The following is a 23,722-nucleotide window of genomic DNA, read 5'->3' as shown; positions in this document are numbered from 1 at the left end:
TTCCTCCTAGCCACTTTTATTACTCGTCCGATGTTAGATAAGTAAAGTATGTACCAAGTGACTTCACCTTGCAACCAAGTGCAGCTAGTTCTTCCATCGCCCCACGCATCATAGGCTCCTTTTCATCTGCTAATACATCAATCATAAAGAAATAATCACCTAAGCCCGTTTTTAATGGTCGTGATTCGATTTTACTTAAATTTAGCTGTCGCCAGGCAAATACTGATAGTACTTGATGTAATGCCCCTGAACGGTCCATTGGCAATGTAATCATAAAAGTTGTTTTTGCCTGTCCTTCTGATAATTCCTGTGGTAATCGTATATTTTGCTTAGATAAAACGAAGAAACGTGTATGGTTAAAATGGAAATCATGAATATTTGGTTGAACAATTTCTAAGCCATATTTTTCTGCTGCCGCTGCATTACCAACTGCTGCAATGCACTCACTTGGATTTTCGGATACATATTTTGCCGCTGCTGCTGTAGATGTTGTTTGATGTAGCGGTACATGGCTGAAACGATAAAATAAGTATTTATGACATTGGGCTAGCGCATGTGGGTGCGAATAAACTCCCTCAATCGATTCCCAACTTTCCTTCTGCGCTTTATTGACCATTAAATGCTGCTGTATTTTCAACTGAAGCTCACCGGTAACATATAGTGTCGCCTCATGGAATAAATAATCGAGCGTTAACGATACTGAGCCTTCTAAAGCATTTTCTAGTGGTACAACAGCTAAATCTACCTTCCCCTCTGCTACTGCCTCGATACATTCTGGAATTGTAGTACAAGGGACAAGCCACTCATTCGGAAAGGTTGCTTTTGTTGCTAAGTATGTAAATGATGCTTCTGGTCCTAAATATCCAATTCGTTTTTCCCATTGTTGCTCTGTCATTACATTTACCTCCTTCACTACAACTTGTAGCTTTTAATTTTATATTAAAATGGCTCATTACAAAACGTAATGTTGATTTCCATTCCGACTGGGCGTTTTGGTCGCTGCCGCTTCGCTTGCGCTCCAGGGTCTCGGGCCAACAGATGTTTTTGCGCGAAAGCGAAGCGGCGGCAGCACCGGTGTTGGTCACGAAGGCGTTATCACAGGACGTGATGCTTTTAGCCTTCGTTCCTCTATCGATGATCCCCAAGGAGCCACCCAGTCTACACTCCAATCAACTTATGTAAATGACATACGTTTTAACAAATGTCACCATAACTCTTAGTAACAAGTCACTAAAATGCAAAGATTTAGAATTTTTATTTCCCAAAAATACTTTATATTTTTACATCAAATGATGTGCTGAGGCATAATGTGAAGCTTCCTAAACATTCCGGCGGTTGCCTCTCCTCTTAAATGATATTATAGAACTTTTTGTGATAGCTTTTATCTATTGTTATAGAATAAGGAGCTGTCCCATGAAGCGATATTATTACATCACATGGGACTGCTCCTTTTGAGCTTATTTACATTCTGTCAAAAATTCAAGCTTGCTTTCAGTCACTACAATGCACCAGAACTAATTACTTCTGCTGACTCTACAAAATCTAAACGTTTGAGTTGCTGTATTAAATCATCAAGTTCGCATGTCATACTAGTTACATCTAATGACAATGTAACATTAGCACGTCCTTGAATCGGTATTGTTTGATGGATAGTCAGTACATTGCAATGCGTAATTGTCACTGTTTCTAAAAGCTTTGCAAGTGTTCCTTTACGGTCCTGAAGCTGTAAAAAGACTGTTAAAATGCGTTCCTGCACAATTGAGTGAAAAGGAAATACAGCATCACGATATTTGTAAAACGCACTACGCGATAAATCCACCTGCTTTACCGCATCCCAAATGGAAGATACCGAACCACTTGAAAGTAAGTGTTTCGCCTCCAAAGTTTTTTGCATAGCATCCGTTAAAACATCTTCACGAACTAAATAATATCGCTGATTTGCAACATTCTTCATACGCTTCCCCCTAAAACCTATTCTTAGTCGACAAATTCAAATTCGAATTCCAATAAGCGTACAATATCTCCATTTTGTGCACCACGTTCACGTAATGCTTCATCGACACCCATACCACGTAATTGACGTGCAAAACGACGTACACCGTCCTCGCGGCTGAAGTCTGTCATTTTGAAGATACGCTCAATCGCATATCCTCCAAGAATGAATGTACCATCAGGATCACGAGAGATTTCGATTGAATCTGCTTCAGATTGGTGTTTGTAAAGTACCGTTGCATCTGATTCTTCATCTAGATCATCGAATAATGGGAATTCAGGAGTCACTTCCAGTAAGTCGGCAATTTCAAATAATACCGGCTTTAAACCTTGGCGAGAAACCGCTGATACTGGGAAGATTTTCGCATCTCCGCCCACTTTTTCACGGAAAATTTCTAAGTTTTCCTCTGCATCTGGCATGTCCATTTTATTTGCCACAATAATTTGTGGACGTTCTGTTAAACGAAGATTATATTGTTTTAGCTCGTCATTGATTGTTAAGTAATCTTCATAAGGATCGCGCCCTTCCATACCCGACATATCAATTACATGTACGATAACACGTGTACGTTCAATATGACGGAGGAATTGGTGACCTAGACCAACACCTTCGTGCGCACCTTCGATTAAACCTGGTAAATCGGCCATTGCAAAGCTACGATGATCATCTGTTTCAACCATTCCTAAGTTCGGTACGATTGTAGTGAAATGATAAGCACCTATTTTTGGCTTTGCCGCAGAAACAACAGATAATAATGTTGATTTACCTACACTTGGGAAGCCAACTAATCCTACATCTGCTAGTACTTTCAACTCTAATATAACATTTAATTCTTGTCCTGGCTCACCTTTTTCAGAAAGTTCTGGAGCAGGATTGGCTGGTGTTGCAAAGCGAGAATTCCCTCGGCCACCACGGCCAGATTTTGCGATAATCGCTTGTTGACCATGCTCGACTAAATCGGCAATAACAACGCCTGTTTCTTCGTTCATTACGACTGTGCCTGGTGGTACTTTAACGATTAAATCGTCTGCACGTTTACCATGCATTCCTTTACTCATACCATGCTCACCACGGTCAGCCTTGAAGTGGCGTTTGTAGCGGAAATCCATTAACGTACGCAGACCCTCTTCAACTTGAAACACAACATTCCCACCGTGACCGCCATCGCCACCAGCGGGACCACCATTCGGTACAAATTTTTCACGACGGAAGGCGACCATTCCATCCCCACCGTCGCCACCTTTTACATAAATCTTGACGTGATCGACAAACATTTAATTCACTCCCTATTTGCATTCAATACATATTGCCAGCAAGTATTCGTCTGTTCAATTGTTTGAATATCTAATTGTTTCAAACCTTTTTCGGTGAATGCATCAGCACTCCATAGCCCATTTAGCGTGAATGTCACGGCAAATGTATGATCGTCAACACGTACATCGAGCGCTAAGCTCTGTTCTGTAAATGGATCTAATGTATCATAAACATGCATAACTGTTTTGTTTAAGTAATCTACAACTTCCGTATCAATATTATTTGTGACAGTCTTTTTTATCTCACCGCTAAGCTTCATTGGTAATGAAGGATAGCGCCAGCCTGCTGTTTGCAGCCACTCGATTGTTTGCGGTAATTGTAGACGATTAAGGATAGAAAGTACTTGTAATTGTTCCGAATAATTTTGAATAAGTTTTTTTGATTCATCAATTCTACCTAAATCTAAATTCATGCGAATAAGCTGAAGCTGGTTCACATAATCATGATTTGCAAAACGTATTACTTCACTAATGGTTAGTGATTGATTGTTCATCCCATTCACTCCAATAAAGTTATCTTTACTAGTATAACAAGTTTTGCTGTATTTTTCCCTTAATTCTTCAATCAATTATGCCTCGGCATAATTGCGTCCGGAGGCTTTGGGCCAACAGATGTTTTTTGCGCGAAAGCGTAGCGTCAGCAGCATGATGTTGGTCACTCAGTCTTGCTGTCGCTTCGCTTTCGCACAGATAAATTGCCACAGGACGTGGCGTTCTTAGACTGAGTTCCTCTATTTCAGCAGATGTCTTTTGTGCCGAAAGCGTAGCGACAAGTACAAAAGACATCTGCTGAAAGAAGTTGAAATTTAGCCAAAAAAAGGACTGCAATAAATGCAGTCCTACGCTTTATGTTTAACTTTTTTGAAGATTACGCTTCTTGTGTTGCTGGGTATACAGATACTTGTTTGCGATCGCGACCTAAGCGTTCGAATTTAACAACGCCGTCAACTTTAGCAAATAGTGTATCGTCACCACCACGACCTACGTTTGTACCTGGGTAAATTTTTGTACCGCGTTGACGGTAAAGAATTGAACCACCAGTTACGAATTGGCCATCAGCACGTTTAGCACCAAGACGTTTTGACTCAGAGTCACGTCCGTTTTTAGTAGAACCTACCCCTTTTTTAGATGCGAAAAGTTGAAGGTCTAATGCTAATAGTAATTTCATAGAGTTCCACCTCCTACTTGGTTGTAGTTGATTTGGATGTATTGTCCATAATTTTGCACCATTGAATACACTTGGGCAGTCATTACTTGGACAATTAACTGTAGTTTCGCATCAATCTCAGGCTCTATATCTGACGGTAAATCTACCTTAAGATAGCCTCCACCTTCAGCAGCTTGTTCGATTTCTGGCTGTAATTGTAATAGTGCATAAATAGCATTCACCGTACCTATGGCAATGGTAGATGCTCCTGCACATACTAAATCCTTACCAGATTCATCGTATTCAGCATGTCCTGAAAATTCAAATGCTGACACATGTCTATTTTCATCATGATGAATCGTAACTTGTATCATTCGCTACACCTCACAATTAAGCGTTGATAGTTTCAACAACTAATTTTGTGTAAGGTTGACGGTGACCTTGTTTACGACGGTAGTTCTTTTTAGCTTTCAATTTGAAAACAACGATTTTCTTCGCACGGCCTTCTTTCACAGCTTTAGCTGTTACAGTAGCGCCTTCTACGAATGGAGCGCCAACTTTAACGTTTTCGCCACCAACGAATAAAACTTTATCAAAAGTTACAACCTCGTCAGCTTCTACACCTAATTTTTCAACATAGATTTCTTGACCAGCTTCTACTTTGATTTGTTTACCACCAGTTTCAATAATTGCGTACATTTTACTGCACCTCCTCATAGACTCAGACTCGCCTGTATATAAAGGTGATCTTACGATACTTAAACCTTTCCAGTGCGGTTGCAGTAGCACAGGTGCTACAAACAATAACATTAAAATATTACCACACGATTTTTTTTAAGTCAATCTATTCATTACATATTTCTCAAATGCTAAACGATATTTTCGATAATTCCATTCTTTTAACGCTTGAAGCCATATAAATAAACATAGAATTGCTAAAAAAATAGTTTGTGGGAGGTAACATAAAGTTATCATAAGTAGTATAGACGCAATTGTAAGGGAAAGCCAGTAGTAATATTCAAATGCACGAACGCTTGGATAGCATAAAAATAAATACGCTAAAAATATTCTCCCACCGTCCAACGGAATAATCGGAAATATATTGATTGCTAATAGCACAAGTTGCACATTAATGAGCTTAGTAGCAAGTAATTCTGGCATAAAAAAAGCGAGGCCAATCCCTAATATAGTAGCGATTGGTCCCCCTAAGGCAATCCATAGGAGTGACGTTGCTGGCACAACCGCTGGATTTTCAAATTCTATTTCCCCTCCGTAAGGTGTAATAACGCATGATTTTATCCTAACACCACAAAGCATTGCTGCTAACAGATGACCTGCTTCATGCCATAATAACGAAGATAAAATAATAGCGTAATAAGCAATTTGACCACTAAAAATCATTAAAAATACGAGAGGGATACATAGAAGATGCAGTTTAATCTTCATCGGACGCCGCTTTTTCAAGCCACTGTACAATCTGCTCTAAACTATAATGTGTCTTATCTTTTTCAATCGAAATATAGAGTTGTCCCGCCTCTTTCATGCCGATTAAATCATTTGCCTGCACTGTTGTATATGGCAGTTGTGCTAAACTATCAAGCATACCATAGGAAACTGTTGTGCCATCATCATAGCCAATCGTCATTGTTTTACCAGTGTATTTAGTATGACCAGTGAAAACGACAAGACCATTCTGTCCAGCATAAACCGGTAGGCCCATATCATATTGCAGTAAAAAACCTTCCTTAAAAACTTGCGCATTAGCAAATGTTAATAATTCAGTTTGTCCAACATCACTCGATACCAAAATTGTTGTATCCTCTTTATTTAGCCAACTTTGTCCGAGCTCGCTTAAATAAGTTAAATCTGCTGATGTTGTAACAAGTTTTCGCATAGGTGTATCCAATACACCTTGATCCTCTAAACGAATTACGAGCATAATTGCACCCACAAGTAATATCGTGACCAACCATTTCCATTTCTTAAACAAGCCCTCATCCTTTTTTTACACTATATGAGGTTGCATGTCCATTCATGCACAAGAAAAAAACCTTCTCGTACAAATGCACGAAAAGGCTGATGATTATCTTGTAAATAACGCTTTAAGTTTTGAAAATACACCTCTATGTTCCGCTTCAATTGCCATAAGTGGAACAGACTCCCCTAGTATACGTCGGGCAATATTACGATAACCTAGAGATGCTTTATTAGTAGGGTCCATTACTACTGGTTCACCTTTATTGGAAGATGAAATAACCTCTTCACTATCTACGATTATCCCTAATAGATCGATAGACAAATGTGTTGTAATTTCATTTACATCCAAAGTATCGCCGCTTTTCATCATATGTTGGCGAATGCGGTTAATAATTAGTTTAGGTGCAGAAATTTCTTCCTGTTCGAGTAAGCCAATAATTCGATCTGCATCACGCACAGCAGAGATTTCTGGTGTTGTTACTACAATTGCATGATCTGCACCTGCGACAGCATTGCGATAGCCTTGTTCAATGCCAGCAGGACAGTCTATTAAAACATAATCATAGTCTCTTTTTAATTCCTCTACTAAGCTCTTCATTTGCTCAGGTTTAACAGCATTTTTATCTGTCGTTTGAGCAGCAGGTAATAAAAATAGTTTCTCATCTACACGTTTATCTTTTATTAACGCTTGATGAATCTTACAGCGCCCTTCAACAACATCTACTAAATCGTAAATAATTCGATTCTCAAGGCCTAAAATTACGTCCAAATTACGTAGACCAATATCAGTATCTACTAAACATATTTTTTTACCTTGTAGAGCCAATGCAGTTCCAAGGTTAGCCGTTGTCGTTGTTTTTCCGACACCGCCTTTACCTGAAGTTATGACGATCGCTTCACCCACACTAGCTTCCTCCCTTAGACCCATTTAACAATGGTCGAATATTTTTTAACGCATGAATTTGATCGTACGTAATGCGCCCATCATAGCCGATAAATGCACAAGTCATCTCTTCCTGATTAATTCCTTTTACATGTTCATCTGACATTGTTTGAACCTGATCAGCAATCATGATATGTGTGGCTTCAAAACGAGATGCTGCAATGATTGCTTCCTTATTACCATGAACACCAGCATGTGCAATTCCTTTGAGTCTACCTAGGACATACACATTGCCACCAGCTTCTACACGTCCGTTCGGATTGATATTCCCCACGATAACAATATCTCCTGGCGAACGCAGAATCTGACCCGATCTGACCACACCTATATATGTATCTTGTTGACTTTCAATCATTTTCTGGTTGTTCTCATGGACAGTCAGTACTTCACTTTGCACCTTTGAGACAATTAGTTGATCTGTTTCTTGAACAATTTTAATAAGCTCTTTAATTTGTTCATCAGAACAGTATCGATAGCCTAAATATAATTGTACATCTACTTTGCTATCGATACCGCTTTCTGACACTTTCTTTTTAAGCTCTTCTACTAAATCGACATACGCACATTGATCATCTAAACGAAGAACAAATCCATCCTTTGTTCCCTTCATATTAACTAACTGTTTTTTCATGAATGCCTCACCCCACGTTGCTCTTTGTTAAGAAACTTCACGTGCTCTCTGTAAGACACGCGCATTAATTAGATATTTGAAGGCCCAACCAAGAATCATTAAAAATAGTGCATTAGCAATGATCGTTGGCAGTAGTCGTGAACGTAAGAAATCCGATAATGGGATCGCTGTAAAGTCGATAAGATAGAAGAATTGATAGAGTATAAATTCTAAAATTGCTACTAAAACAACTGAAATCGTCGTTGTCACAACTAAGTGCTGATGAATAATTTTCATAATAGACCCTGCTAAAAAACAAATAAGAGGATATAGTACTGAATATAATCCAATAATATCAATGTAAAACACATCATACAAGACACCAAAAAAAAGTCCATACATTACCGCTCGCTGACGGCTGTAATAAATGGATATAAATATTAAATATAAGATTAAAAATCTTGGCACTAAATAATAAATTTGTCCTTTCACTTCAATAGGTGAAAGCATTGCAAACTCTGGTTCTAGTAAAAATAATAAAACCGCCACAGAGGGGATGAGAAAACGAACCATCATTTTTCCTCCTCTTCACTCGCCTCTGGCGGATTCGTTAAATCCTTGTTCGTTGCATTACCATCCGACCCATCTATCACAGTAGTGGAACGATTAGCAATAACAACATAGTCTAAAATTGAAAAGTCAGCAGATGGTTTTACATAGGCCATTTTTGTTAAGCCATAATCATCTGTACTTACTTCAGTAATTTCTCCGATTGGCACATTCTTTGGGAAAATGCCGCCAAGTCCTGATGAAACGACTTGCTGGCCTTTTTTAACTGTTAAACTAGAATCGATTCGCTTCATAATGAGTTTATTACGTTCTTTATCAAAGCCCTCAATTAAACCGTATGCTTCATTATCTCCTAAAACCATCGCAGAAACACGATAGTTTGGATTATTTGTATATAAAAGCTCTACCTCAGAGGTGAAAGGTGTCACTAATGTAATTTTACCGACTAACCCTTTCGCTGTCATAACTGCCATATTTTTTTCTACACCGTGTGAAGATCCTTTATCTAAAATAATTTTTTCTTCCCACTGGTCAGGATTTCTAGCAATAACTGTGGCATGAATCGGATTAAATGCTTTTAAGTTCTCCGATTTATCGAGAAGCTCTTGAAGCTTTTTATTATCAGACTTCAAATCCGTTGCCTCAGCTTGTACAGCTGCAAACTCTTCTAAGCGTGCTTTTAAACGTTTATTTTCTTCGTACGTGTTTAAGAGGGAATCCATACTATTAAAAACACCAGTAATATAATTCGCCGGCTTCGCAACAATAGATTGTGCGACGCCGACAGTATCTTTAATAATTTGCTCTGGTAAAGTTGCATTCGTCCGATCACGTAATGAGAAGCTAATCAATGCCACAAGAAAAACCATGCCCACGAGCAGTAAAATTACTTTCTTATTGAAAAAAAACTGTGGCATTGCCTAAACCTCCTTACCCTTTAACTTGTTGTTGACGAATTAAATCAATATGTTCTAGAGCCTTGCCTGTACCAATAGCAACACAGTCCAGTGGATCTTCTGCGATAAATACTGGCATATTTGTTTCTTGGCTAATAACTTTATCTAAATTTGTTAATAAGGCACCACCACCTGTTAGTACAATTCCGCGTTCCATTACGTCTGCAGATAATTCAGGAGGTGTTTGTTCAAGAGTTTTGCGAACACCATCAATAATAGATGCTACCGCTTCACGTAAAGATTCAGAGATTTCCTGTGAAGAAATTTCGATAGTTTTAGGTAAACCTGTTAAAAGATCGCGACCTCTAATGTCCATTTTTTCTTCTGGACCCTCAGCCAACGCTGTACCAATTTCCATTTTTACTGCTTCTGCAGTACGTTCACCAATTGTTAAGTTATACGTTTTACGAATATACGAAATGATGGAATGGTCCATTGCATCCCCACCAACACGCACGGATTCACTTGTTACAATACCACCTAATGAAATAACCGCTACCTCTGTTGTACCACCACCGATATCAACGACCATTGACCCTGTTGGATCCCATACTGGTAAGTTCGAACCGATTGCTGCTGCAAATGGCTCTTCAATTGTAAATGCATCTTTAGCACCCGCTTGGCGAGCAGCATCAATAACCGCACGTTGTTCAACCGATGTAATACCGTAAGGCACACAAATCATAACATTCGGTTTCTTCCAATTTCCACCAGAATTCTTAGAAGCTTCTTTTAAATAGTATTCTATCATTGCTGTAGTAATATCAAAATCAGCAATAACGCCATCTTTCATAGGACGGATTGCTACGATTGAGCCAGGTGTACGACCAATCATATTTTTTGCATCATTACCAACTGCAACAATATCTCCAGTTTTTGTATTTTTTGCTACGACTGAAGGTTCGCGTAAAACGATTCCCTTCCCTTTAATAAACACTAATGTATTCGCTGTGCCGAGGTCAATCCCGACATCTTTACTTCCTAATCCAAACAAATTGTGTACTCCCTTTCTATTTAAGCCATACTTTCGTTGACATCATTACACCCCGGCGCATATTTATACCCGGAAGCTTTATCTTCATTCAATCGACGTTAACCACCTATCGAAAAAACTACACACTCATTTATCTCACACCTATTGAAGTGAGAGTCTTTTTTTGAATAAAAATAAAATCATACCGTTCATTATAACGGAAAAACGCAAGAATTTGTAGTGCCACATACCTCTTCTCGCGGAAAAGATACTATTTTAATTCCCTCCCAAACAAAAACAGTACGTATAGATTAGCATATAATTTTTATTCTTGTAAGACAACGTGTAATAGGCTACCAATTTTTGTGAATATTATAGACATTTCTACGAATACAATAACGTTTTATATTAAAAAAGGTTCGCTTTCATTTTTAGCTTTTCGCAAAAAAATACAAAATATTTATTTTTAAAATAACGAAGAGATTTGATTCTACACAAATAGTAGGGTGTGAAAAAATGAGAGGCTTCCCGAAATGTTCCGACGCCTCTCTTTATAGTCAGTTTTGAACGTTTTCGCGACTACCCTTCCCTTTCATAGAGTCAGCGATTTTTATCGATATATAGACTAAAACGTAAAAAACTCTGCAAAATGCATGCAGAGTTAAAAATAACCTTTTTCTTTCAAACTAATAAACTGATGATCACCGATGATGAATAGTGATAGGTAAGAGACAACCTCAACATTACTCAGTAGGAGCTCTTTCCCCCCACTTCACACCGTACGTGAGACTTTCACCTCATACGGCGTTCCATCATTTCGAATTATTAATTTAATCTCAACTTTTCTCTAAAACCAAGAATTTTTTCCCATACTGTCTTTCCAACCATCGAATAATCCTTAGCACTGTGAATCATTTGATGACATTTGACATGTAGAGGGATGCTAAATTGAGTACTCGATTTACTTCATCTATTGGGAGTTTTGGATTAACATGATGAATATGTATATCATCACCCCAAAGTTCCCCCATACAAACTCTACATTTTCCTAAAGTTGATTTAATTTAACTAATCAAAATGACTATGCCCCTTCACTCCATTTCCATTACAGAAATTTCTTCGCTACTACGGGCTGCTGCCCCTCAAATTCAATTGTCATTTCCTACAATTTAGACACCTTCGATTTAACTACCGTTAACATTATCTTCCGAGGTTCCGCTGTTCCTTACACTTTAGCTTTCCATTTCTACCTTAGCTGTCCTCTTTAACCCGTTAACCATCTATTTGTCCGCTGTTGGAAGGACGCAAGACACTATTCCTTTATTGGAGTAGTACAGATCTAGCAACCATCAATACTAAATCCACGATTAAACTTTGAATTACCAAAGCGAGAAACTTCAGATTCGTTTCCCCCTAATATACGAGCCGTACGTACGAGGATTCCTGGTGTGTCAGCATAGTAGACTTATAGCCTCCCGCTTACTTCACTAACCGCTTCACAGGTCTGCTTTTCAACGCCTTTACCGAGCTTCATACGGTCATGTAGTTAACCATTTCCGCATGTCGGAGTTTCAGAGCATTATTACCAACATTTAATAATGAGCTGGTACTTCCCCAGCCTATTCAAGCGTAAAGTTCAAAGTTAAATAACTTTGCCTAGTTTTATTGCATATTACTATGCAGATTGTCTAGGAACAACGCGCACGATGATCGATTAACTCAATGCCTATAATATAACCAGCCTCTATAATTCTTCTCGTCACTTCAATATCCTCATCACTAGGTGTTGGAACGCCACTAGATAGCAATAGGTAAGACTTTGAAATTATCGCCACCTTTTCCCCTGCTCCACACCGTGCATGCAACTTTCATCGCACACGGCGTTCCATCGTTCGTTACGTTCTTTCATTTTTCTCAAACCACGATTTGTTCATTGTTCCTTACGTGTTAAATTGCTTCGTTTCCAACCATTTTTCTTAATTGATTGATTTTGTTTCGTTGTTCGTCATTTGGCTTCACTATATCTGTATATTTTCGAATGGTTTCGTCGGATGTCGCATGAATGAGTCTGTGTACATCTCTTGATAACAAGACCAAGTTCACATATCGGTCATCCTTCGTTTCATACCATAATGTTTTATGATGACATTCCATTTCGGTTAAAATTAATTCATCACCCATGACAGCGCATTTCCCATTTTGTGCGACAAATAGGGATATACGGTTATCATTTAATTCAATGGTTGCACGTTCACTTGTGATGGGGTGTTCCCGTAACCATTGAAGCTGCCATTCAGGTACACTGCGTTGATTTCGGTGAATCAATGCACGACCTTCAGGGGTAAATTTACAAACGCCATTTTTCGGCATCAATGCCGTTCTAGTTCGAATAAAGCCAATGGGAATAATGGGGTAATCATTGATATACCTCGTCATTTCTGACTTTAAGTACGGTCGAATGCCTTTATCAGTGATACGGTATCCTTTTGAGCGTTTCTTTAAAGACAAATGTTTAAAGCGGTGTCGCTCTACTTGTGTCAATTGATATTGAATCGGTATCAAACTCGCATTGACTTGCGTGGCGATTTGATAGTAATTATGAATACCAATGACCATACTGTTGTAGATTTGAAGTTGCTTTATAAGTTCTGTCCCATAAGGTGCTCGTTGGATGGCACTGATTTGATTTTTCAATTGGTCTTTAATACGCTTTCTCGCCTTTTCGGTGATGTGCGATTGACAAACAAATTTCTTATTTCCAACACGGTCATAGCCTTTTCGTTCCATCTTCAAGTCAAACCCTAAAAATTCACTGCTTTTCTTTTTCAAGTTTGTAATCTGTGATTTTTCTTCCGAAATAGAAAGTCCTAATCGTTCTTCTAACCGCATTTTACTTGCGGTGAAAATCTTCTTCGCATTTGCGCGTGACGTAGTAAAGATTTTAAAATCGTCTGCGTAGCGCACTATATACATTTCTTTTAGCGTTGACGTCTTTCGAAGTTGTCGGTAACGATATTGATGGCTATATAGACCGGTTTTCTTATTAAGATAGTCGTTAATGGAATGGCACTTCTTACTTTCCCACTGATTCGCAATCCACCAATCAAATTCATTTAAATTGATATTCGCAAGTAACGGTGAAAGTATGCCTCCTTAGGGTGTACCTTTTGTCGGATACGTAATGTCGCCATTCGGTAAAACAACAGGTGCTTTTAGCATTTTCCGTAAAATCACGAGTAACTGCTTATCTTGAATACCTATCGTCCAAATTTGACGCATTAATTTTGTATGTTTCACTTCATCAAAGAAACCTTCGATGTCAATGTCTACAACGTATTGCATCTGATTATTATTGATGCGACTAGCCGCTATTGAAATGGCATTTTCAGCGGATTTCGTCGGGCGAAACCCGAAACTATATTTATAAAACTTCGCTTCACATATCGGCTCTAATACTTGTAGGATACATTGTTGGGCAATACGGTCCCACATCGATGGAATACCAAGTGGTCTCGTTTTCCCGTTCGGCTTTGGAATTTCCACGCGTTTTACACGGCGTGGATTGTAATGACAAAAGCGTTTATTAACCGTTTTGATAAATTCATCCGTACTCAATTTTTCAATATCATAAATTGTCACACCATCAACACCCGCTGTTGCACTCCCATTATTACGTTTGATATTGCGATAAGCGAGTAAAACATTATCATCAGATGTGATTATCGACATTAAATTTTTAAATGGTTGGTTTTCTTTGCTTTGTGCATACAATGCATCAAATGTTTCGGTCATGCCATAATATTCGGCATGGCGAAGTCTCGTATTTTTCATTCTAGGAATCTTTTTGAAGTTTTCGCTCAAGGTGCATCACGCTCCATTTGTTGGCTCGTGACCTTTTTAGTCATACGAGAATCCTTGAAGGTTTGAGTTAAAATCACGTAAACAAACGACTTGAGGCTATCGCTCCATTTCTATTACAGAAACTTCAACGCTCATGCCTCTACTCTCACTACCATAAAAGAAAGTTATAGAGAAGCCTCTTTTCCTTTCCACCACTTCATTGCGTGTGTCCGCTCCATGTTGGTAGCTTTCCACGTTCCCTTCACTCTATCTATGTCCTAACTTAGGTGCTAGCTCTTACCTGACATCCTCTCCACCGCCTATAACGGTGCATGGAGCTTTCGAAACCACCATACTTACTCGCCCACGGAACGCGCTTGTCTCTTTCAACAAGCCCACTCATTTCTAAGTGCTCGCCACTCACAGATAGTACATTCGCTAGTTCGTCAGTGTTTTACCACATTCTCACCATATTAGGTTTTTAACGACCCCCGACCTATCCGCTACAGCCCCTACCTCTAGGTGCATTTCGGTACTAAGATTTCTAGTACTACGGTAGCGTTCAACCGACTTCACCGAGCTTCACACCCTATTCAATGACACCTTTGAATAACGCATGTCGGAGTATTAGAGTAGGCGTTTTGAGACGTTACCCTCTCATTCCACCTATCGAGCGAAGAGTTCACGACTCTCTTACTTGTCTTTGCGACGTTCGGACAGCGTGCATAACCTTTTCAGTTATGAACGTGTCGCACGATGGTTATGTGCACAAATTATAGAAGCTGCCGATCTTTTTACAGCCTCGCGAAAGTAGGGTGAGAACCCAGCGCCTTGGTATATTTCTATATTAGGTTTCCAAGAACTCCCCTCCAAACCGTACGTACTCCTCTCAGAGTATACGGCTTTCCATTTACTTTAATCTAACTTGCCATTATGCAAATCGTGATGGCACGATATACATAAAGCCATTGTTTTTCGTCTACGAGCTATCATTTTCTGTTCCCATTTTTTCTTACCTTGTAAATTCTTCAATTTATGAATATGATGCATTTCAAGTGATACACCTGATACACCACACCATTCACATTTTTCGGCAAGTAATCGGTCAATCAGACTTGTTCGCCCTGTATAAATTAGTGTATTTTCAACTATATCAACTGTTGGCTGTTTAATCACATCGTTCTTTTCCATTCGTTGCTCTGTAAAATAAGCAATTCTCGGACCTTCTTTTGCTTCATATCGAATGCCATATTCCCCATTAATCTTATATTTAGTGATAATTTCACTAACGGTACTCTTATATTTATTCGCATACGTTTTAATCATGCTGTATTTCATCGTTTGACGGAAAGACTGTAAAACATGTACATTACTCGCTAGGCGATAGTAATTGTAATAGCCTTCTATTTCTGCATTGTACGTACGAATAATTTCAAGGTCGTCATTATGCACTAAATATGGGCGATGAATAGGTTTCCAACCATTATTCGTTCCTATTTTTAACGCGTTTAATTGTAAGAGCTTTTGAATATATTTTTCATGTGGAACGAAAAGCTTTGTTTGATAGTTGAATTTACGCTTTTTGGTTCCGTTTGGCATTTTCATTCGATGCCAATCTCTTACGACACGAATATCATACCCAAGAAAACGGGCATTCTTCTTGCTATGAGTAATCAATGTTTTCTCAGCACTTAATTCTAGCCTTAACTTTTCTTTTAAGTACATTGTCAAGTCTTGTTTAATTTGTTCAGCTTCCTTTTTACTTCCGATGACGCCAAGTATAAAATCATCTGCATAACGAACATATTTTAGACGTCGGTAATTTGGGTCAAAAAGGTCTTTGCTATCATGGCTTTGCAGTTCTTTATAAAGGTTTTTTAATCCCTTTAAGCGTTCTTTCTTTTCCTCTTCGGATAAGGTCGCCCAATCACGTTTATTCTTACTTTTGCGATGATTAATCTTAGAAGCAAGATTATGATATGTTAAATTGTGTACTCGTTTGTCACCTTTGTTATAGCTTTCAATATATTGCTCCACATATTTATCGAGTTCATTTAAATAAATATTCGATAACAGAGGGCTGATGATTCCTCCCTGTGGTGCACCACTATAAGTTTTATGAAACACCCAATCTTCTACATAACCTGCTCGTAAAAATTTCCAGATTAAATTGATGAATTTTTCATCGTGAATCCGTCTTCTTAAAATGCTAACTAACACATGATGGTCTATATTATCGAAGAATCCTTTAATATCACCCTCAATAAACTATCTAGTTCCCGTAAAAGTATTACGGATTTCTTTTAATGCTGTATGACAACTAAGATTTGGTCTAAATCCATGAGAGTGTACTGAAAACTGCGGCTCATAAATGCTTTCAAGTAATCGCCGAACAACTTTTTGGACTAGTTTATCCTCGAAAATAGGGATGGCAAGCGGTCTTGTTTTCCCGTTCTTCTTTGGGATGTACGTCCGTCGTGCTGGATTTGGTTGATACGCTTGATTTTTTAATTTCTCAATGAGCTTTTCTATACGCTTTACGCTCATGCCATCAATCGTATCTTCATTGATACCTTTTGTATTACTGCCCTTGTTTTTGTACAATTTAGCGTAAGCTTCAAAATAGAACTCTTTGTTGTATAAGTTACGATACAGCCATTCAAATACATAATTTTCATCTTTTGCTTTGGTAGTTAGACGATTTAATACTACTTTTGGAATTCTCATAGAGCCTCCGCTCCTTTCCAATTTTGTATTAACAGCGTAAACTGCTCCCCTTCACCATGTACTAGGCTTTCCCTAGCTCGGATTACTACGAGAGCTCCGTTACCATATCAGATATTCAGTGTCTAAACACATAGCCCATAGGCATTCTGACTTAGGTAATCCCCATTTAGATTTATAAAGACTTATCGCATGTATAATGTCGGATATGACGTTCGCTCGTTACTTTTATACGAAAGTTAGGTGAAATGGTATCACATCATCATTCTCGAAATTTATAAGAACAATGCACATTTCAAATAGCGTAAATCATGACCTCCCACTAAAGGTCCCCGTAGTCCCCCTTGAGCTATCATTCAAGCAGTTTAGCCTTTATCCTTATTTATACAATTCATCTCGCCATTCAGTCGTACTTTGGTCATTAAGTAACTTATGGCTTTTCCAACATGCTACACTCCCTGATTAGTTTCCATTTCAGATAAGTTGGCTGATGATAGGGTACAGATTGTGATATTTCCCTACTGCTGTGCGAAAGCAGATTCCTTATAAACCCTTATGGGCGCACAATCTCCCTCGGATGGACGATTGAAGCATTTATTAATATAGAAGTTTTCCTATTTTATTTCAATTTACCTTATTGTTAAAACGCCTATTTATTGCTGTTTTGTGGACTATCAGAAGTGTTTAAAATCATTTGTATCTATTTTAAACTGTTTAGTTAGTCACTTTTTTAGTCACTTTTTTTAGAATGATATTTGAAGAGAAGTACAATTAAGACCACCCTCAAACGGAGTGGTCTTTTTCTTATCTCCGTACAACACGCCCAACCTTTACGAGGCACTACTACATTTTTATTATCAACAACTTTATTAACAGTCGTGGACGGCTTTTTAGTTTTCATTTCTTCATATTGATCCATATATTCAAAATGAGTCATTTATATTTTCTCTTTTTAGAATGATTTATTGTCTAAATTAACACCATGTACTTAGATGATAACCCATTAACACTCCCCTTCACTGAATAGACTAAGGGGGAAAAGGAGGTGTAAAAATGTGTAGAAATTGTAGCAATAATTCTATGGATTGCAGATGCAATTGCCCATCTGAAAAAAAAGTGGAATGTAATGCAGGACCATTTGTTGGTATTGATGCTGCATGCATTACTCCACCGACAGCTACTGGTTTCATGATCCCATACGCTTCAGGAATAAATCCTGTAACTATGGACACTCTGGATAGTGGTTTAGCTGGAACAGTAAGTACTCTAGGATTTGGCACTACTCTTTCAGTACCTCTCACTGGTACTACTATAGTAGTGATTACAGGAACGGAAGCTTTTTCCGTTTCACGAGCAGGTAATATTACTGCAATTTCAGCTTCCTTCACTTCAACCAGTGCTGTAACCTTTGCAGGAACAGTAACCATCACAGCTCAAATTTACAGTGCGCCTGCGGGAAGCAATACTTTCAGCCCCACGACAGCACTTGTTAATTTAACACCGTCTCTCACAACAGTAACACCAGGTACTATTGCAAATGGCACTATAAACGTTGCACCAGTACCAGTATCTCCTGGTGATCTTTTACTAATGGTGTTCTCAGCTACTGCAACAGGAACTGGTTCCCTAGTCAATACAGTACAAGGTTTCGGAAGTGCATCAATAACTATCGTATAAGATGGACAATAAGTAAGTGCATTAAAGCGAGGTTGATTGTGGAAGGCTATCCCTTTCATTTAACCAATTATAGAAAGGCACTGGACGTTCTTTAGATGTGGTTTCTTCTATAGATAGTGATTTATTAGGCTTCAAGTTAGAACGCTCTACAGCCTTACTATATGCCCCTACAAATACAGCTCTTAATGTACTTGCAATTGTTAATGTACCGTTCGCAATATCACTGATTATGTTAGCTAAAACGTCTTTAGCGTTCACAAAATCACGTATACTGTTCATTTTTGTAGCTAATATGCAATTGTGCCGTTGATCTTTTAAATCGTCACGTAAAGGCAATGAGTGCATGAAATCAAACAGCATTACCTGGTACTCATTCATGTATTCCTTACGAGCTTCTTTTTCAGCGTGAGCGTTATTATATACTTCTTGTTAATTGCTTGTTTTTAAAAGATTAAAAGAGTTAAAAGATAGGTTTTCAGATTGTGGAGGGCAAACACTACTCTCACAAGGCTTTTCAGCATTTGAACCCTGGGACATTGACGGTGAGACATTGTAAGGCAAGATGATATAAATGCTTGCACCTTGTCCACCTTTGCTTTTTTACAGCGTTTCTTTCTTAATGATTCCTAGCGATTCCAATTTTGAAATAGCACGATAAACTGTCTTTGTGCTGATCTCCTACGCTGCAGCAATAGTACTTGCTTTTAAGTGACATACTCCTGGATACTCCAATGAATGTGAAGCAAACTTAAAAACGATGGCACGTTCAGATTCAGTCAAATCATAATAGTGTGTTGCCATGTGATCCTCCACACTTTTGTCCATATCTGCTATTGAATCAAATGTTGTGTATGCTGCTAAATATTCAAATGCCATCGTTTTCACCTCGCTTTCTATTTCTAAATTAATTACAATTCGCTTCCGCAATCACAACAAACTGTAATTGTCTCCAGTCCATTTGCAACTGGAATTGTTTCATTGTTAATGTGTTCGCATTTCTTTTCAGCAAACTTTTCTTCTACAGCTGCTAATCCTTCGTCGATGATACCCAAAAGTTTAGTTGCATACTCGACAACTTCACTGGATTCGTCGTACTTGATAGTTCCTTTCAAATAACCTTTTACGGTAGATAATACGAGTGTTTGCTCTAATAAAAATCTAGATCGTTCTTGCTCGAGTTTGAAATAATTATTCATTGATTTCCCTCCTATTATCCGTTTAGACGTTTTTCCGTCTAAACGTCTTATCGATATTCATGTTATATACGTTTAGACGGAAAGTCAACTATTTTATTTACGTTTAAACGGAAATGTTTTATAATAGAATTAGGAATAATAAATGAAGGAAGGTGAATATATTGGAAATGCGAGTAAAGCTAAAAGAGGTATTAGAAGAACTGAATATGACTCAAGGTGAACTAGTCAAAATGACAGGACTAAGGCAAGCTGTTGTAAGTGAATTAGTGCATAACCAACGAATGAGCTTAAAAAAAGAGCACATCACAAAAATTTGCGAAGCACTCAACATTAAACGTATAGAAGATATATTAGAACTTGTGGAAGACAGATAACTGTTTCGGTTGTCTGTTTTTTTATATGTACTTTCCGCTCCAAATTCCCTAAAATGTAAATGTAAAGGAGGAATTACATATGAAAAAATTAGTCTACATAGGAGCTCTGTCGGCGTTATTACTTGCTGCTTGTGGTGAAGAAAAAGTTGAAGAAACAGATAAGGCTCAGGAAGAATTAGATAAAGCGAAAGAAAAAGAGGCTGAACAGGCCAAAAAAGAAGCTGAGGAAAAGGCTAAAGAAGAGGAAGAACGAAAAGCTAAAGAAGCCGAGGAAAAGGCGAAGTTGGCAAAAGAACAAGAAGAAGTTGATAAAGAAGAGCCTACTACCGCTGAAAAATCGAAACCCATTATTAATACATCTGTTTTTGAATACGCGCAAGCCGTTGATGTGACAGATGCCATTGACTTGAACAATCATGTTACACTGATTATCAGTATGAGCGAAGCTATTAGTCCTGGTTTAGCAACGCAGCACGTCGTGAACCAAGTGTATGATTTCGTACAACAAGTCGATGTAAAGGGTGCCAAAACTATCGGAATAAACGTTAAACAAGGCGCTAATAAAATTGCGCAGTTCACTGTTTACACAGATAAACTCGTGCCCAATGACGATGAACCTATGTCTGACGCTGTGATTGTGGCTTCCGAGATTGAATTTATGACGGATGAGGTGAAGGCTTTCGGCAAAACAATCGGTTCTTGGTAAACACAAAAAGGTCACTCAAACGAGTGGCTTTTTTATATATTTTAGCACAATAGGAAAGGGCCATGTACATCATATTTAAAAATTGGTTACGTTGCATTGCTTTAATTAGTTGTTTTTTCATCCTATGCACCTCTTCGATAAGAACATTTGTTTGTGTTAATATTAGAACAATCGTTTGTGTTTTGGCAAGAAAAATTTTAGAAACGCAAAAAAGCCCAGGCTCAAAATTAATTGAGTACCCGGGCCTACTTTTAGTTATGCAATACAAAATGAAGCATGATGACATTCACGCATATCTTCAATTCTATATTTCTGTCTATTAATTGATGTTGTCTGAAATTAATCAGTTCATGTTCTTCTACATTAATAATTTTCGATAAACTTTCAGTTGATAACATGTAATTCGTTATCAGATCATTTAATAGTATTGTTGTTCTTTCTTTTGCATCAAAACTTTCAAACCCAAAATTTAACATAGTTATTTTATTCTCAATTTTTTCAAATTGTTCATTTGAAATGTTACCTTTATTATTCATTAAATTTTCCAAATCATTCATTGGTAAATCTAATATTTTCGAAAGTTGTTGATGATTGAAATTAAATTTTCCAACTAATTCTTTAATATTTTCTTTAATATAATCAAATTGTGATGAGTTGGTTCCAAAAGATATTTCTACATTATTCTTATATTCTACCATAATATTACACCCCTTCATTTATTTATGCAATTCTATACACTACATCAATATAATATTATATACTATTTTTTGTAATTAATACATATTTTATGGAGGTAGAAAATGAAGAAATTATTTTCACTAGTACTAACTTTATTATTATTTATTGGATTGATGCCAACAAATAATGTACAGGCTGAAGAATATCATGAGGATTACTCTGATGAGCTTCTAACATCAGTTAGTATCTCAATTTATGAAGATGCTGAATTCTTAGAGTATGAAGAGGAACCACAATCTCCAGAAATCGAAAATTCTGAAGAAGCTTTACCTAGTTTTTCTCCATTTCTTGCTAAAAAGAAAGAAATTGCTACGGTGAATTTTGGTGTTAACAAAAGTAATAAAATAAGTTATAAAGTGGTTATGAATAAAGGTTATAAATTTAAATCTTTTTCAGGAGCAATAACTACAACGGACATTTCAAGTGGATTATCTCAAGGAAGAAAAGAGATTTCTGGTCAAAGTGGGTCAGTTCAAATAGCTAAACTCGATGGTCATTCATTCCGTTCAACATTAACTGGTGCAGTTACTACTTCAACAGATTATGGTTACAATCTGGGTGGAGCTAGTATTATGTGGACATATAAGAAATAATTAACAAAAGGTCTGAGTCTAATAAAAATAGCTCAGACCTTTATTTCTATTTACTACGTTGTGCAATGATAAGTTTCAAACCTTCATAATCTCCGACCGTCATAGTTCCAGAATCAAATTTCTCTAACCATGACTTATCAATCAACTTTTTGTCTACTGTTTGTTTAATGTGGTCACGTACTGCAGCCTCTGTTGTCTCATTCGAAAATTTCATTGTATCATCATCCTTTTCATTTTTATTGGTAAACCAAGATAACCGCTTAGAACCGTTAAGAACATTCAAATCCACATTACCTTTTATGCCTGTAACTGCCCCACTTTCAGTGTATTGCCATAAATCACAAGCATAGTTAGGCTTTAACCCTTGTGCGCTAGTACCGCTATATCTCGGAACCCATAGGAAATCATAGTTTTTAACAGTATCCATTTTGTAAGGCTTGTAGAAGTGGTGTCCTGTATATAGCCCTACTTTGACGCCTTTGTCTTTTAAGTAATCCACGAATGCTTGTGTGCCCTGCACTATGTTTTGCACGTTTGCCCCAAAGCTTTCTTCGACATCCACAACGTAAAACAATGGATTGTAACCTTTTGCACGTTCGTAGAAATCTTTTGCTTGCGCCAATGCCTCGGTCTTATTTTTGAACGTTACATAAATGTATACACCGAATGGCACGTTGTATTTTTTACAACCTTCGATATTTTGAACATACTTACGGTCGATTGTACTTGTACCATATTGAGTACGGATGATAGCTAGGTCAACTTCTTTACTTGCTTTTGACCAATCAATATCTCCTTGATGATGCGATATATCAATAATTTTACCCATTCAATTCTCATCCTTTCTTGGAGCGCCATAATTGAGCGCTTGTGAACTGTCGGATGCACCTGAAGTTGTTGGGTCGATGATAATACCAAGCAAACCTAAAATGCTTAGAACTGTCTCTGAAATAGCTGTAACTTGGTCGTTGTAAATTGTAATATCGATATTAAAAATGCCCGCTATTTGATTCGCAAGCACAAGTAGTAATGCAATTAATGACACCCAAAACTGTTTGTGTTGTAAACGTACTTTCCAATTAATCTTCATGCTGTACACTCTCCTTTTTATTCTTTTGAATACCTGCAACTTTTTCTAACACAACGATTCGCACTTCATGATTATTGATGCGCTTTGCAGATTCTTTTGAGGTTTCGTCAACCTCATTTAAATGTTGATTTAATCTTTCTATGCCATTAGTTAAACTAAGTAGCGTTTTATTTAGATTGTTTGTAATGCGCCAAATGAATAAAAGTCCTGCAATTAATGCTGATACAATCGGTAACCAATTGTTAATTGTTTCGACCACTGATCTCACCTTCATTTCCAATATAAAAGCCCTCCACAGATGA

At 37.7% G+C, this 23,722-nt stretch carries 26 protein-coding genes, 3 pseudogenes and 1 other annotated feature; of the genes and pseudogenes, 4 read left to right on the top strand and 25 right to left on the bottom strand.

Features of this window, described 5'->3' with window-relative positions; genetic code table 11:
- Positions 1-19: 19 nt before the first annotated feature.
- The 18 genes and pseudogenes from pheA to AN161_RS20255 all read right to left on the bottom strand — a co-directional run bounded on the left by pheA (position 20) and on the right by AN161_RS20255 (position 17,049).
- Positions 20-895: a prephenate dehydratase gene (pheA, locus tag AN161_RS20340; protein WP_053596154.1), complete on the bottom strand. Its 876-nt coding sequence runs from the start codon at positions 893-895 to the stop codon at positions 20-22.
- 603 nt (positions 896-1,498) lie between these two features.
- On the bottom strand, positions 1,499-1,954 hold the full coding sequence (locus tag AN161_RS20335) for an ACT domain-containing protein (protein WP_053484814.1): 456 nt from the start codon (positions 1,952-1,954) through the stop codon (positions 1,499-1,501).
- 23 nt (positions 1,955-1,977) lie between these two features.
- Positions 1,978-3,267, bottom strand: a complete 1,290-nt coding sequence (gene obgE / locus AN161_RS20330; RefSeq protein ID WP_053596153.1) for a GTPase ObgE — start codon at positions 3,265-3,267, stop codon at positions 1,978-1,980.
- Between the two features lie 5 nt (positions 3,268-3,272).
- The gene (locus AN161_RS20325; protein WP_053596152.1) at positions 3,273-3,800 is read right to left on the bottom strand and encodes a Spo0B domain-containing protein; all 528 of its coding nucleotides are present in this window, start codon (positions 3,798-3,800) and stop codon (positions 3,273-3,275) included.
- A 67-nt stretch (positions 3,801-3,867) separates the two neighbouring features.
- The gene (locus tag AN161_RS20320) at positions 3,868-4,134 is read right to left on the bottom strand and encodes a hypothetical protein (RefSeq protein ID WP_053596151.1); all 267 of its coding nucleotides are present in this window, start codon (positions 4,132-4,134) and stop codon (positions 3,868-3,870) included.
- Between the two features lie 40 nt (positions 4,135-4,174).
- Positions 4,175-4,474 carry a 50S ribosomal protein L27 gene (gene rpmA / locus AN161_RS20315; RefSeq protein ID WP_024363181.1) on the bottom strand — a complete coding sequence of 100 codons (300 nt, stop codon included), beginning with the start codon at positions 4,472-4,474 and terminating at the stop codon, positions 4,175-4,177.
- On the bottom strand, positions 4,471-4,827 hold the full coding sequence (locus AN161_RS20310) for a ribosomal-processing cysteine protease Prp (RefSeq protein WP_053596150.1): 357 nt from the start codon (positions 4,825-4,827) through the stop codon (positions 4,471-4,473). Before AN161_RS20310 ends, rpmA begins: the two co-directional genes overlap by 4 nt.
- A gap of 16 nt (positions 4,828-4,843) precedes the next feature.
- A complete protein-coding gene (gene rplU, locus AN161_RS20305) occupies positions 4,844-5,152 on the bottom strand; it encodes a 50S ribosomal protein L21 (RefSeq protein WP_053596149.1) in 309 nt (102 codons plus the stop codon).
- Positions 5,153-5,166: 14 nt separating this feature from the next.
- Positions 5,167-5,242: a sequence feature (ribosomal protein L21 leader region), on the bottom strand.
- A gap of 45 nt (positions 5,243-5,287) precedes the next feature.
- On the bottom strand, positions 5,288-5,899 hold the full coding sequence (locus tag AN161_RS20300; RefSeq protein WP_053596148.1) for a stage IV sporulation protein FB: 612 nt from the start codon (positions 5,897-5,899) through the stop codon (positions 5,288-5,290).
- A complete protein-coding gene (locus AN161_RS20295) occupies positions 5,889-6,443 on the bottom strand; it encodes a M23 family metallopeptidase (RefSeq protein ID WP_053596147.1) in 555 nt (184 codons plus the stop codon). The genes AN161_RS20300 and AN161_RS20295 overlap by 11 nt, the downstream gene beginning before the upstream one ends.
- A 93-nt stretch (positions 6,444-6,536) precedes the next feature.
- Positions 6,537-7,334 (bottom strand): septum site-determining protein MinD, encoded by a 798-nt coding sequence (gene minD / locus AN161_RS20290; protein ID WP_053596146.1) that lies wholly within the window; start codon positions 7,332-7,334, stop codon positions 6,537-6,539.
- Position 7,335: 1 nt separating this feature from the next.
- Positions 7,336-8,004 carry a septum site-determining protein MinC gene (minC, locus tag AN161_RS20285; protein ID WP_053596145.1) on the bottom strand — a complete coding sequence of 223 codons (669 nt, stop codon included), beginning with the start codon at positions 8,002-8,004 and terminating at the stop codon, positions 7,336-7,338.
- 27 nt (positions 8,005-8,031) lie between these two features.
- Positions 8,032-8,556: a rod shape-determining protein MreD gene (gene mreD, locus AN161_RS20280; RefSeq protein WP_082340247.1), complete on the bottom strand. Its 525-nt coding sequence runs from the start codon at positions 8,554-8,556 to the stop codon at positions 8,032-8,034.
- Positions 8,556-9,470, bottom strand: a complete 915-nt coding sequence (gene mreC / locus AN161_RS20275; protein ID WP_053596143.1) for a rod shape-determining protein MreC — start codon at positions 9,468-9,470, stop codon at positions 8,556-8,558. Before mreC ends, mreD begins: the two co-directional genes overlap by 1 nt.
- A gap of 13 nt (positions 9,471-9,483) precedes the next feature.
- On the bottom strand, positions 9,484-10,503 hold the full coding sequence (locus tag AN161_RS20270) for a rod shape-determining protein (RefSeq protein ID WP_053596142.1): 1,020 nt from the start codon (positions 10,501-10,503) through the stop codon (positions 9,484-9,486).
- 1,667 nt (positions 10,504-12,170) lie between these two features.
- A pseudogene (locus AN161_RS20265) lies at positions 12,171-12,281 on the bottom strand (JAB domain-containing protein); the annotation flags it as partial.
- A 148-nt stretch (positions 12,282-12,429) separates the two neighbouring features.
- A pseudogene (ltrA, locus tag AN161_RS20260) lies at positions 12,430-14,313 on the bottom strand (group II intron reverse transcriptase/maturase).
- 924 nt (positions 14,314-15,237) lie between these two features.
- Positions 15,238-17,049 (bottom strand): annotated as a pseudogene (locus tag AN161_RS20255) (reverse transcriptase domain-containing protein).
- Between the two features lie 1,050 nt (positions 17,050-18,099).
- On the opposite strand from AN161_RS20255, the gene AN161_RS20245 reads away from it, so the two are divergent.
- The gene (locus tag AN161_RS20245) at positions 18,100-18,723 is read left to right on the top strand and encodes an exosporium glycoprotein BclB-related protein (protein ID WP_053596139.1); all 624 of its coding nucleotides are present in this window, start codon (positions 18,100-18,102) and stop codon (positions 18,721-18,723) included.
- 21 nt (positions 18,724-18,744) lie between these two features.
- Here AN161_RS20245 and AN161_RS30705 read toward each other — a convergent pair whose 3' ends face one another.
- The 3 genes from AN161_RS30705 to AN161_RS20230 all read right to left on the bottom strand — a co-directional run bounded on the left by AN161_RS30705 (position 18,745) and on the right by AN161_RS20230 (position 19,919).
- A complete protein-coding gene (locus AN161_RS30705; protein ID WP_053596138.1) occupies positions 18,745-19,083 on the bottom strand; it encodes a hypothetical protein in 339 nt (112 codons plus the stop codon).
- 318 nt (positions 19,084-19,401) lie between these two features.
- A complete protein-coding gene (locus AN161_RS20235) occupies positions 19,402-19,599 on the bottom strand; it encodes a hypothetical protein (protein ID WP_053596137.1) in 198 nt (65 codons plus the stop codon).
- A gap of 32 nt (positions 19,600-19,631) precedes the next feature.
- A complete protein-coding gene (locus AN161_RS20230; protein WP_053596136.1) occupies positions 19,632-19,919 on the bottom strand; it encodes a hypothetical protein in 288 nt (95 codons plus the stop codon).
- Positions 19,920-20,086: 167 nt separating this feature from the next.
- Between AN161_RS20230 and AN161_RS20225 the strand changes: the two genes are divergently transcribed.
- Together AN161_RS20225 and AN161_RS20220 are read left to right on the top strand one after the other, a co-directional pair.
- Entirely contained in the window at positions 20,087-20,293 is a 207-nt protein-coding gene (locus tag AN161_RS20225) for a helix-turn-helix transcriptional regulator (RefSeq protein WP_075807310.1), read from the top strand.
- Positions 20,294-20,372: 79 nt separating this feature from the next.
- Entirely contained in the window at positions 20,373-20,999 is a 627-nt protein-coding gene (locus AN161_RS20220) for a hypothetical protein (protein WP_053596134.1), read from the top strand.
- A gap of 251 nt (positions 21,000-21,250) precedes the next feature.
- Here AN161_RS20220 and AN161_RS20215 read toward each other — a convergent pair whose 3' ends face one another.
- Positions 21,251-21,697, bottom strand: coding sequence for an HTH domain-containing protein (locus AN161_RS20215; protein WP_053596133.1), 447 nt, complete (start codon positions 21,695-21,697; stop codon positions 21,251-21,253).
- Between the two features lie 102 nt (positions 21,698-21,799).
- Between AN161_RS20215 and AN161_RS20210 the strand changes: the two genes are divergently transcribed.
- Positions 21,800-22,330: a hypothetical protein gene (locus tag AN161_RS20210; RefSeq protein ID WP_053596132.1), complete on the top strand. Its 531-nt coding sequence runs from the start codon at positions 21,800-21,802 to the stop codon at positions 22,328-22,330.
- Positions 22,331-22,376: 46 nt separating this feature from the next.
- Here AN161_RS20210 and AN161_RS20205 read toward each other — a convergent pair whose 3' ends face one another.
- Genes AN161_RS20205 through AN161_RS20195 form a run of 3 tightly spaced genes read right to left on the bottom strand, consistent with a single transcriptional unit; the run spans position 22,377 to position 23,700 of the window.
- Positions 22,377-23,159 (bottom strand): GH25 family lysozyme, encoded by a 783-nt coding sequence (locus AN161_RS20205; RefSeq protein ID WP_082340245.1) that lies wholly within the window; start codon positions 23,157-23,159, stop codon positions 22,377-22,379.
- The gene (locus tag AN161_RS20200; RefSeq protein ID WP_053596131.1) at positions 23,160-23,420 is read right to left on the bottom strand and encodes a phage holin; all 261 of its coding nucleotides are present in this window, start codon (positions 23,418-23,420) and stop codon (positions 23,160-23,162) included.
- A complete protein-coding gene (locus tag AN161_RS20195) occupies positions 23,410-23,700 on the bottom strand; it encodes a hypothetical protein (RefSeq protein ID WP_053596130.1) in 291 nt (96 codons plus the stop codon). Before AN161_RS20195 ends, AN161_RS20200 begins: the two co-directional genes overlap by 11 nt.
- Between the last annotated feature and the right edge of the window lie 22 nt (positions 23,701-23,722).

It is taken from the genome of Lysinibacillus sp. FJAT-14222 (assembly GCF_001278875.1).
Classification (GTDB): Bacteria; Bacillota; Bacilli; order Bacillales_A; family Planococcaceae; genus Lysinibacillus; species Lysinibacillus agricola.
This window is presented reverse-complemented; position numbering and strand designations above follow the sequence as displayed.

Excerpts from the sequence above, each read along its gene's own strand:
- pheA (WP_053596154.1), bottom strand. The coding sequence starts at position 895 with ATGACAGAGCAACAATGGGAAAAACGAATTGGATATTTAGGACCAGAA.
- AN161_RS20335 (WP_053484814.1), bottom strand. The coding sequence starts at position 1,954 with ATGAAGAATGTTGCAAATCAGCGATATTATTTAGTTCGTGAAGATGTT.
- obgE (WP_053596153.1), bottom strand. The coding sequence starts at position 3,267 with ATGTTTGTCGATCACGTCAAGATTTATGTAAAAGGTGGCGACGGTGGG.
- AN161_RS20325 (WP_053596152.1), bottom strand. The coding sequence starts at position 3,800 with ATGAACAATCAATCACTAACCATTAGTGAAGTAATACGTTTTGCAAAT.
- rpmA (WP_024363181.1), bottom strand. The coding sequence starts at position 4,474 with ATGAAATTACTATTAGCATTAGACCTTCAACTTTTCGCATCTAAAAAA.
- AN161_RS20310 (WP_053596150.1), bottom strand. The coding sequence starts at position 4,827 with ATGATACAAGTTACGATTCATCATGATGAAAATAGACATGTGTCAGCA.
- rplU (WP_053596149.1), bottom strand. The coding sequence starts at position 5,152 with ATGTACGCAATTATTGAAACTGGTGGTAAACAAATCAAAGTAGAAGCT.
- AN161_RS20300 (WP_053596148.1), bottom strand. The coding sequence starts at position 5,899 with ATGAAGATTAAACTGCATCTTCTATGTATCCCTCTCGTATTTTTAATG.
- minC (WP_053596145.1), bottom strand. The coding sequence starts at position 8,004 with ATGAAAAAACAGTTAGTTAATATGAAGGGAACAAAGGATGGATTTGTT.
- mreD (WP_082340247.1), bottom strand. The coding sequence starts at position 8,556 with ATGGTTCGTTTTCTCATCCCCTCTGTGGCGGTTTTATTATTTTTACTA.
- mreC (WP_053596143.1), bottom strand. The coding sequence starts at position 9,470 with ATGCCACAGTTTTTTTTCAATAAGAAAGTAATTTTACTGCTCGTGGGC.
- AN161_RS20245 (WP_053596139.1), top strand. The coding sequence starts at position 18,100 with ATGTGTAGAAATTGTAGCAATAATTCTATGGATTGCAGATGCAATTGC.
- AN161_RS30705 (WP_053596138.1), bottom strand. The coding sequence starts at position 19,083 with ATGCTGTTTGATTTCATGCACTCATTGCCTTTACGTGACGATTTAAAA.
- AN161_RS20235 (WP_053596137.1), bottom strand. The coding sequence starts at position 19,599 with ATGGCATTTGAATATTTAGCAGCATACACAACATTTGATTCAATAGCA.
- AN161_RS20230 (WP_053596136.1), bottom strand. The coding sequence starts at position 19,919 with ATGAATAATTATTTCAAACTCGAGCAAGAACGATCTAGATTTTTATTA.
- AN161_RS20225 (WP_075807310.1), top strand. The coding sequence starts at position 20,087 with ATGCGAGTAAAGCTAAAAGAGGTATTAGAAGAACTGAATATGACTCAA.
- AN161_RS20220 (WP_053596134.1), top strand. The coding sequence starts at position 20,373 with ATGAAAAAATTAGTCTACATAGGAGCTCTGTCGGCGTTATTACTTGCT.
- AN161_RS20215 (WP_053596133.1), bottom strand. The coding sequence starts at position 21,697 with ATGGTAGAATATAAGAATAATGTAGAAATATCTTTTGGAACCAACTCA.
- AN161_RS20210 (WP_053596132.1), top strand. The coding sequence starts at position 21,800 with ATGAAGAAATTATTTTCACTAGTACTAACTTTATTATTATTTATTGGA.
- AN161_RS20205 (WP_082340245.1), bottom strand. The coding sequence starts at position 23,159 with ATGGGTAAAATTATTGATATATCGCATCATCAAGGAGATATTGATTGG.
- AN161_RS20200 (WP_053596131.1), bottom strand. The coding sequence starts at position 23,420 with ATGAAGATTAATTGGAAAGTACGTTTACAACACAAACAGTTTTGGGTG.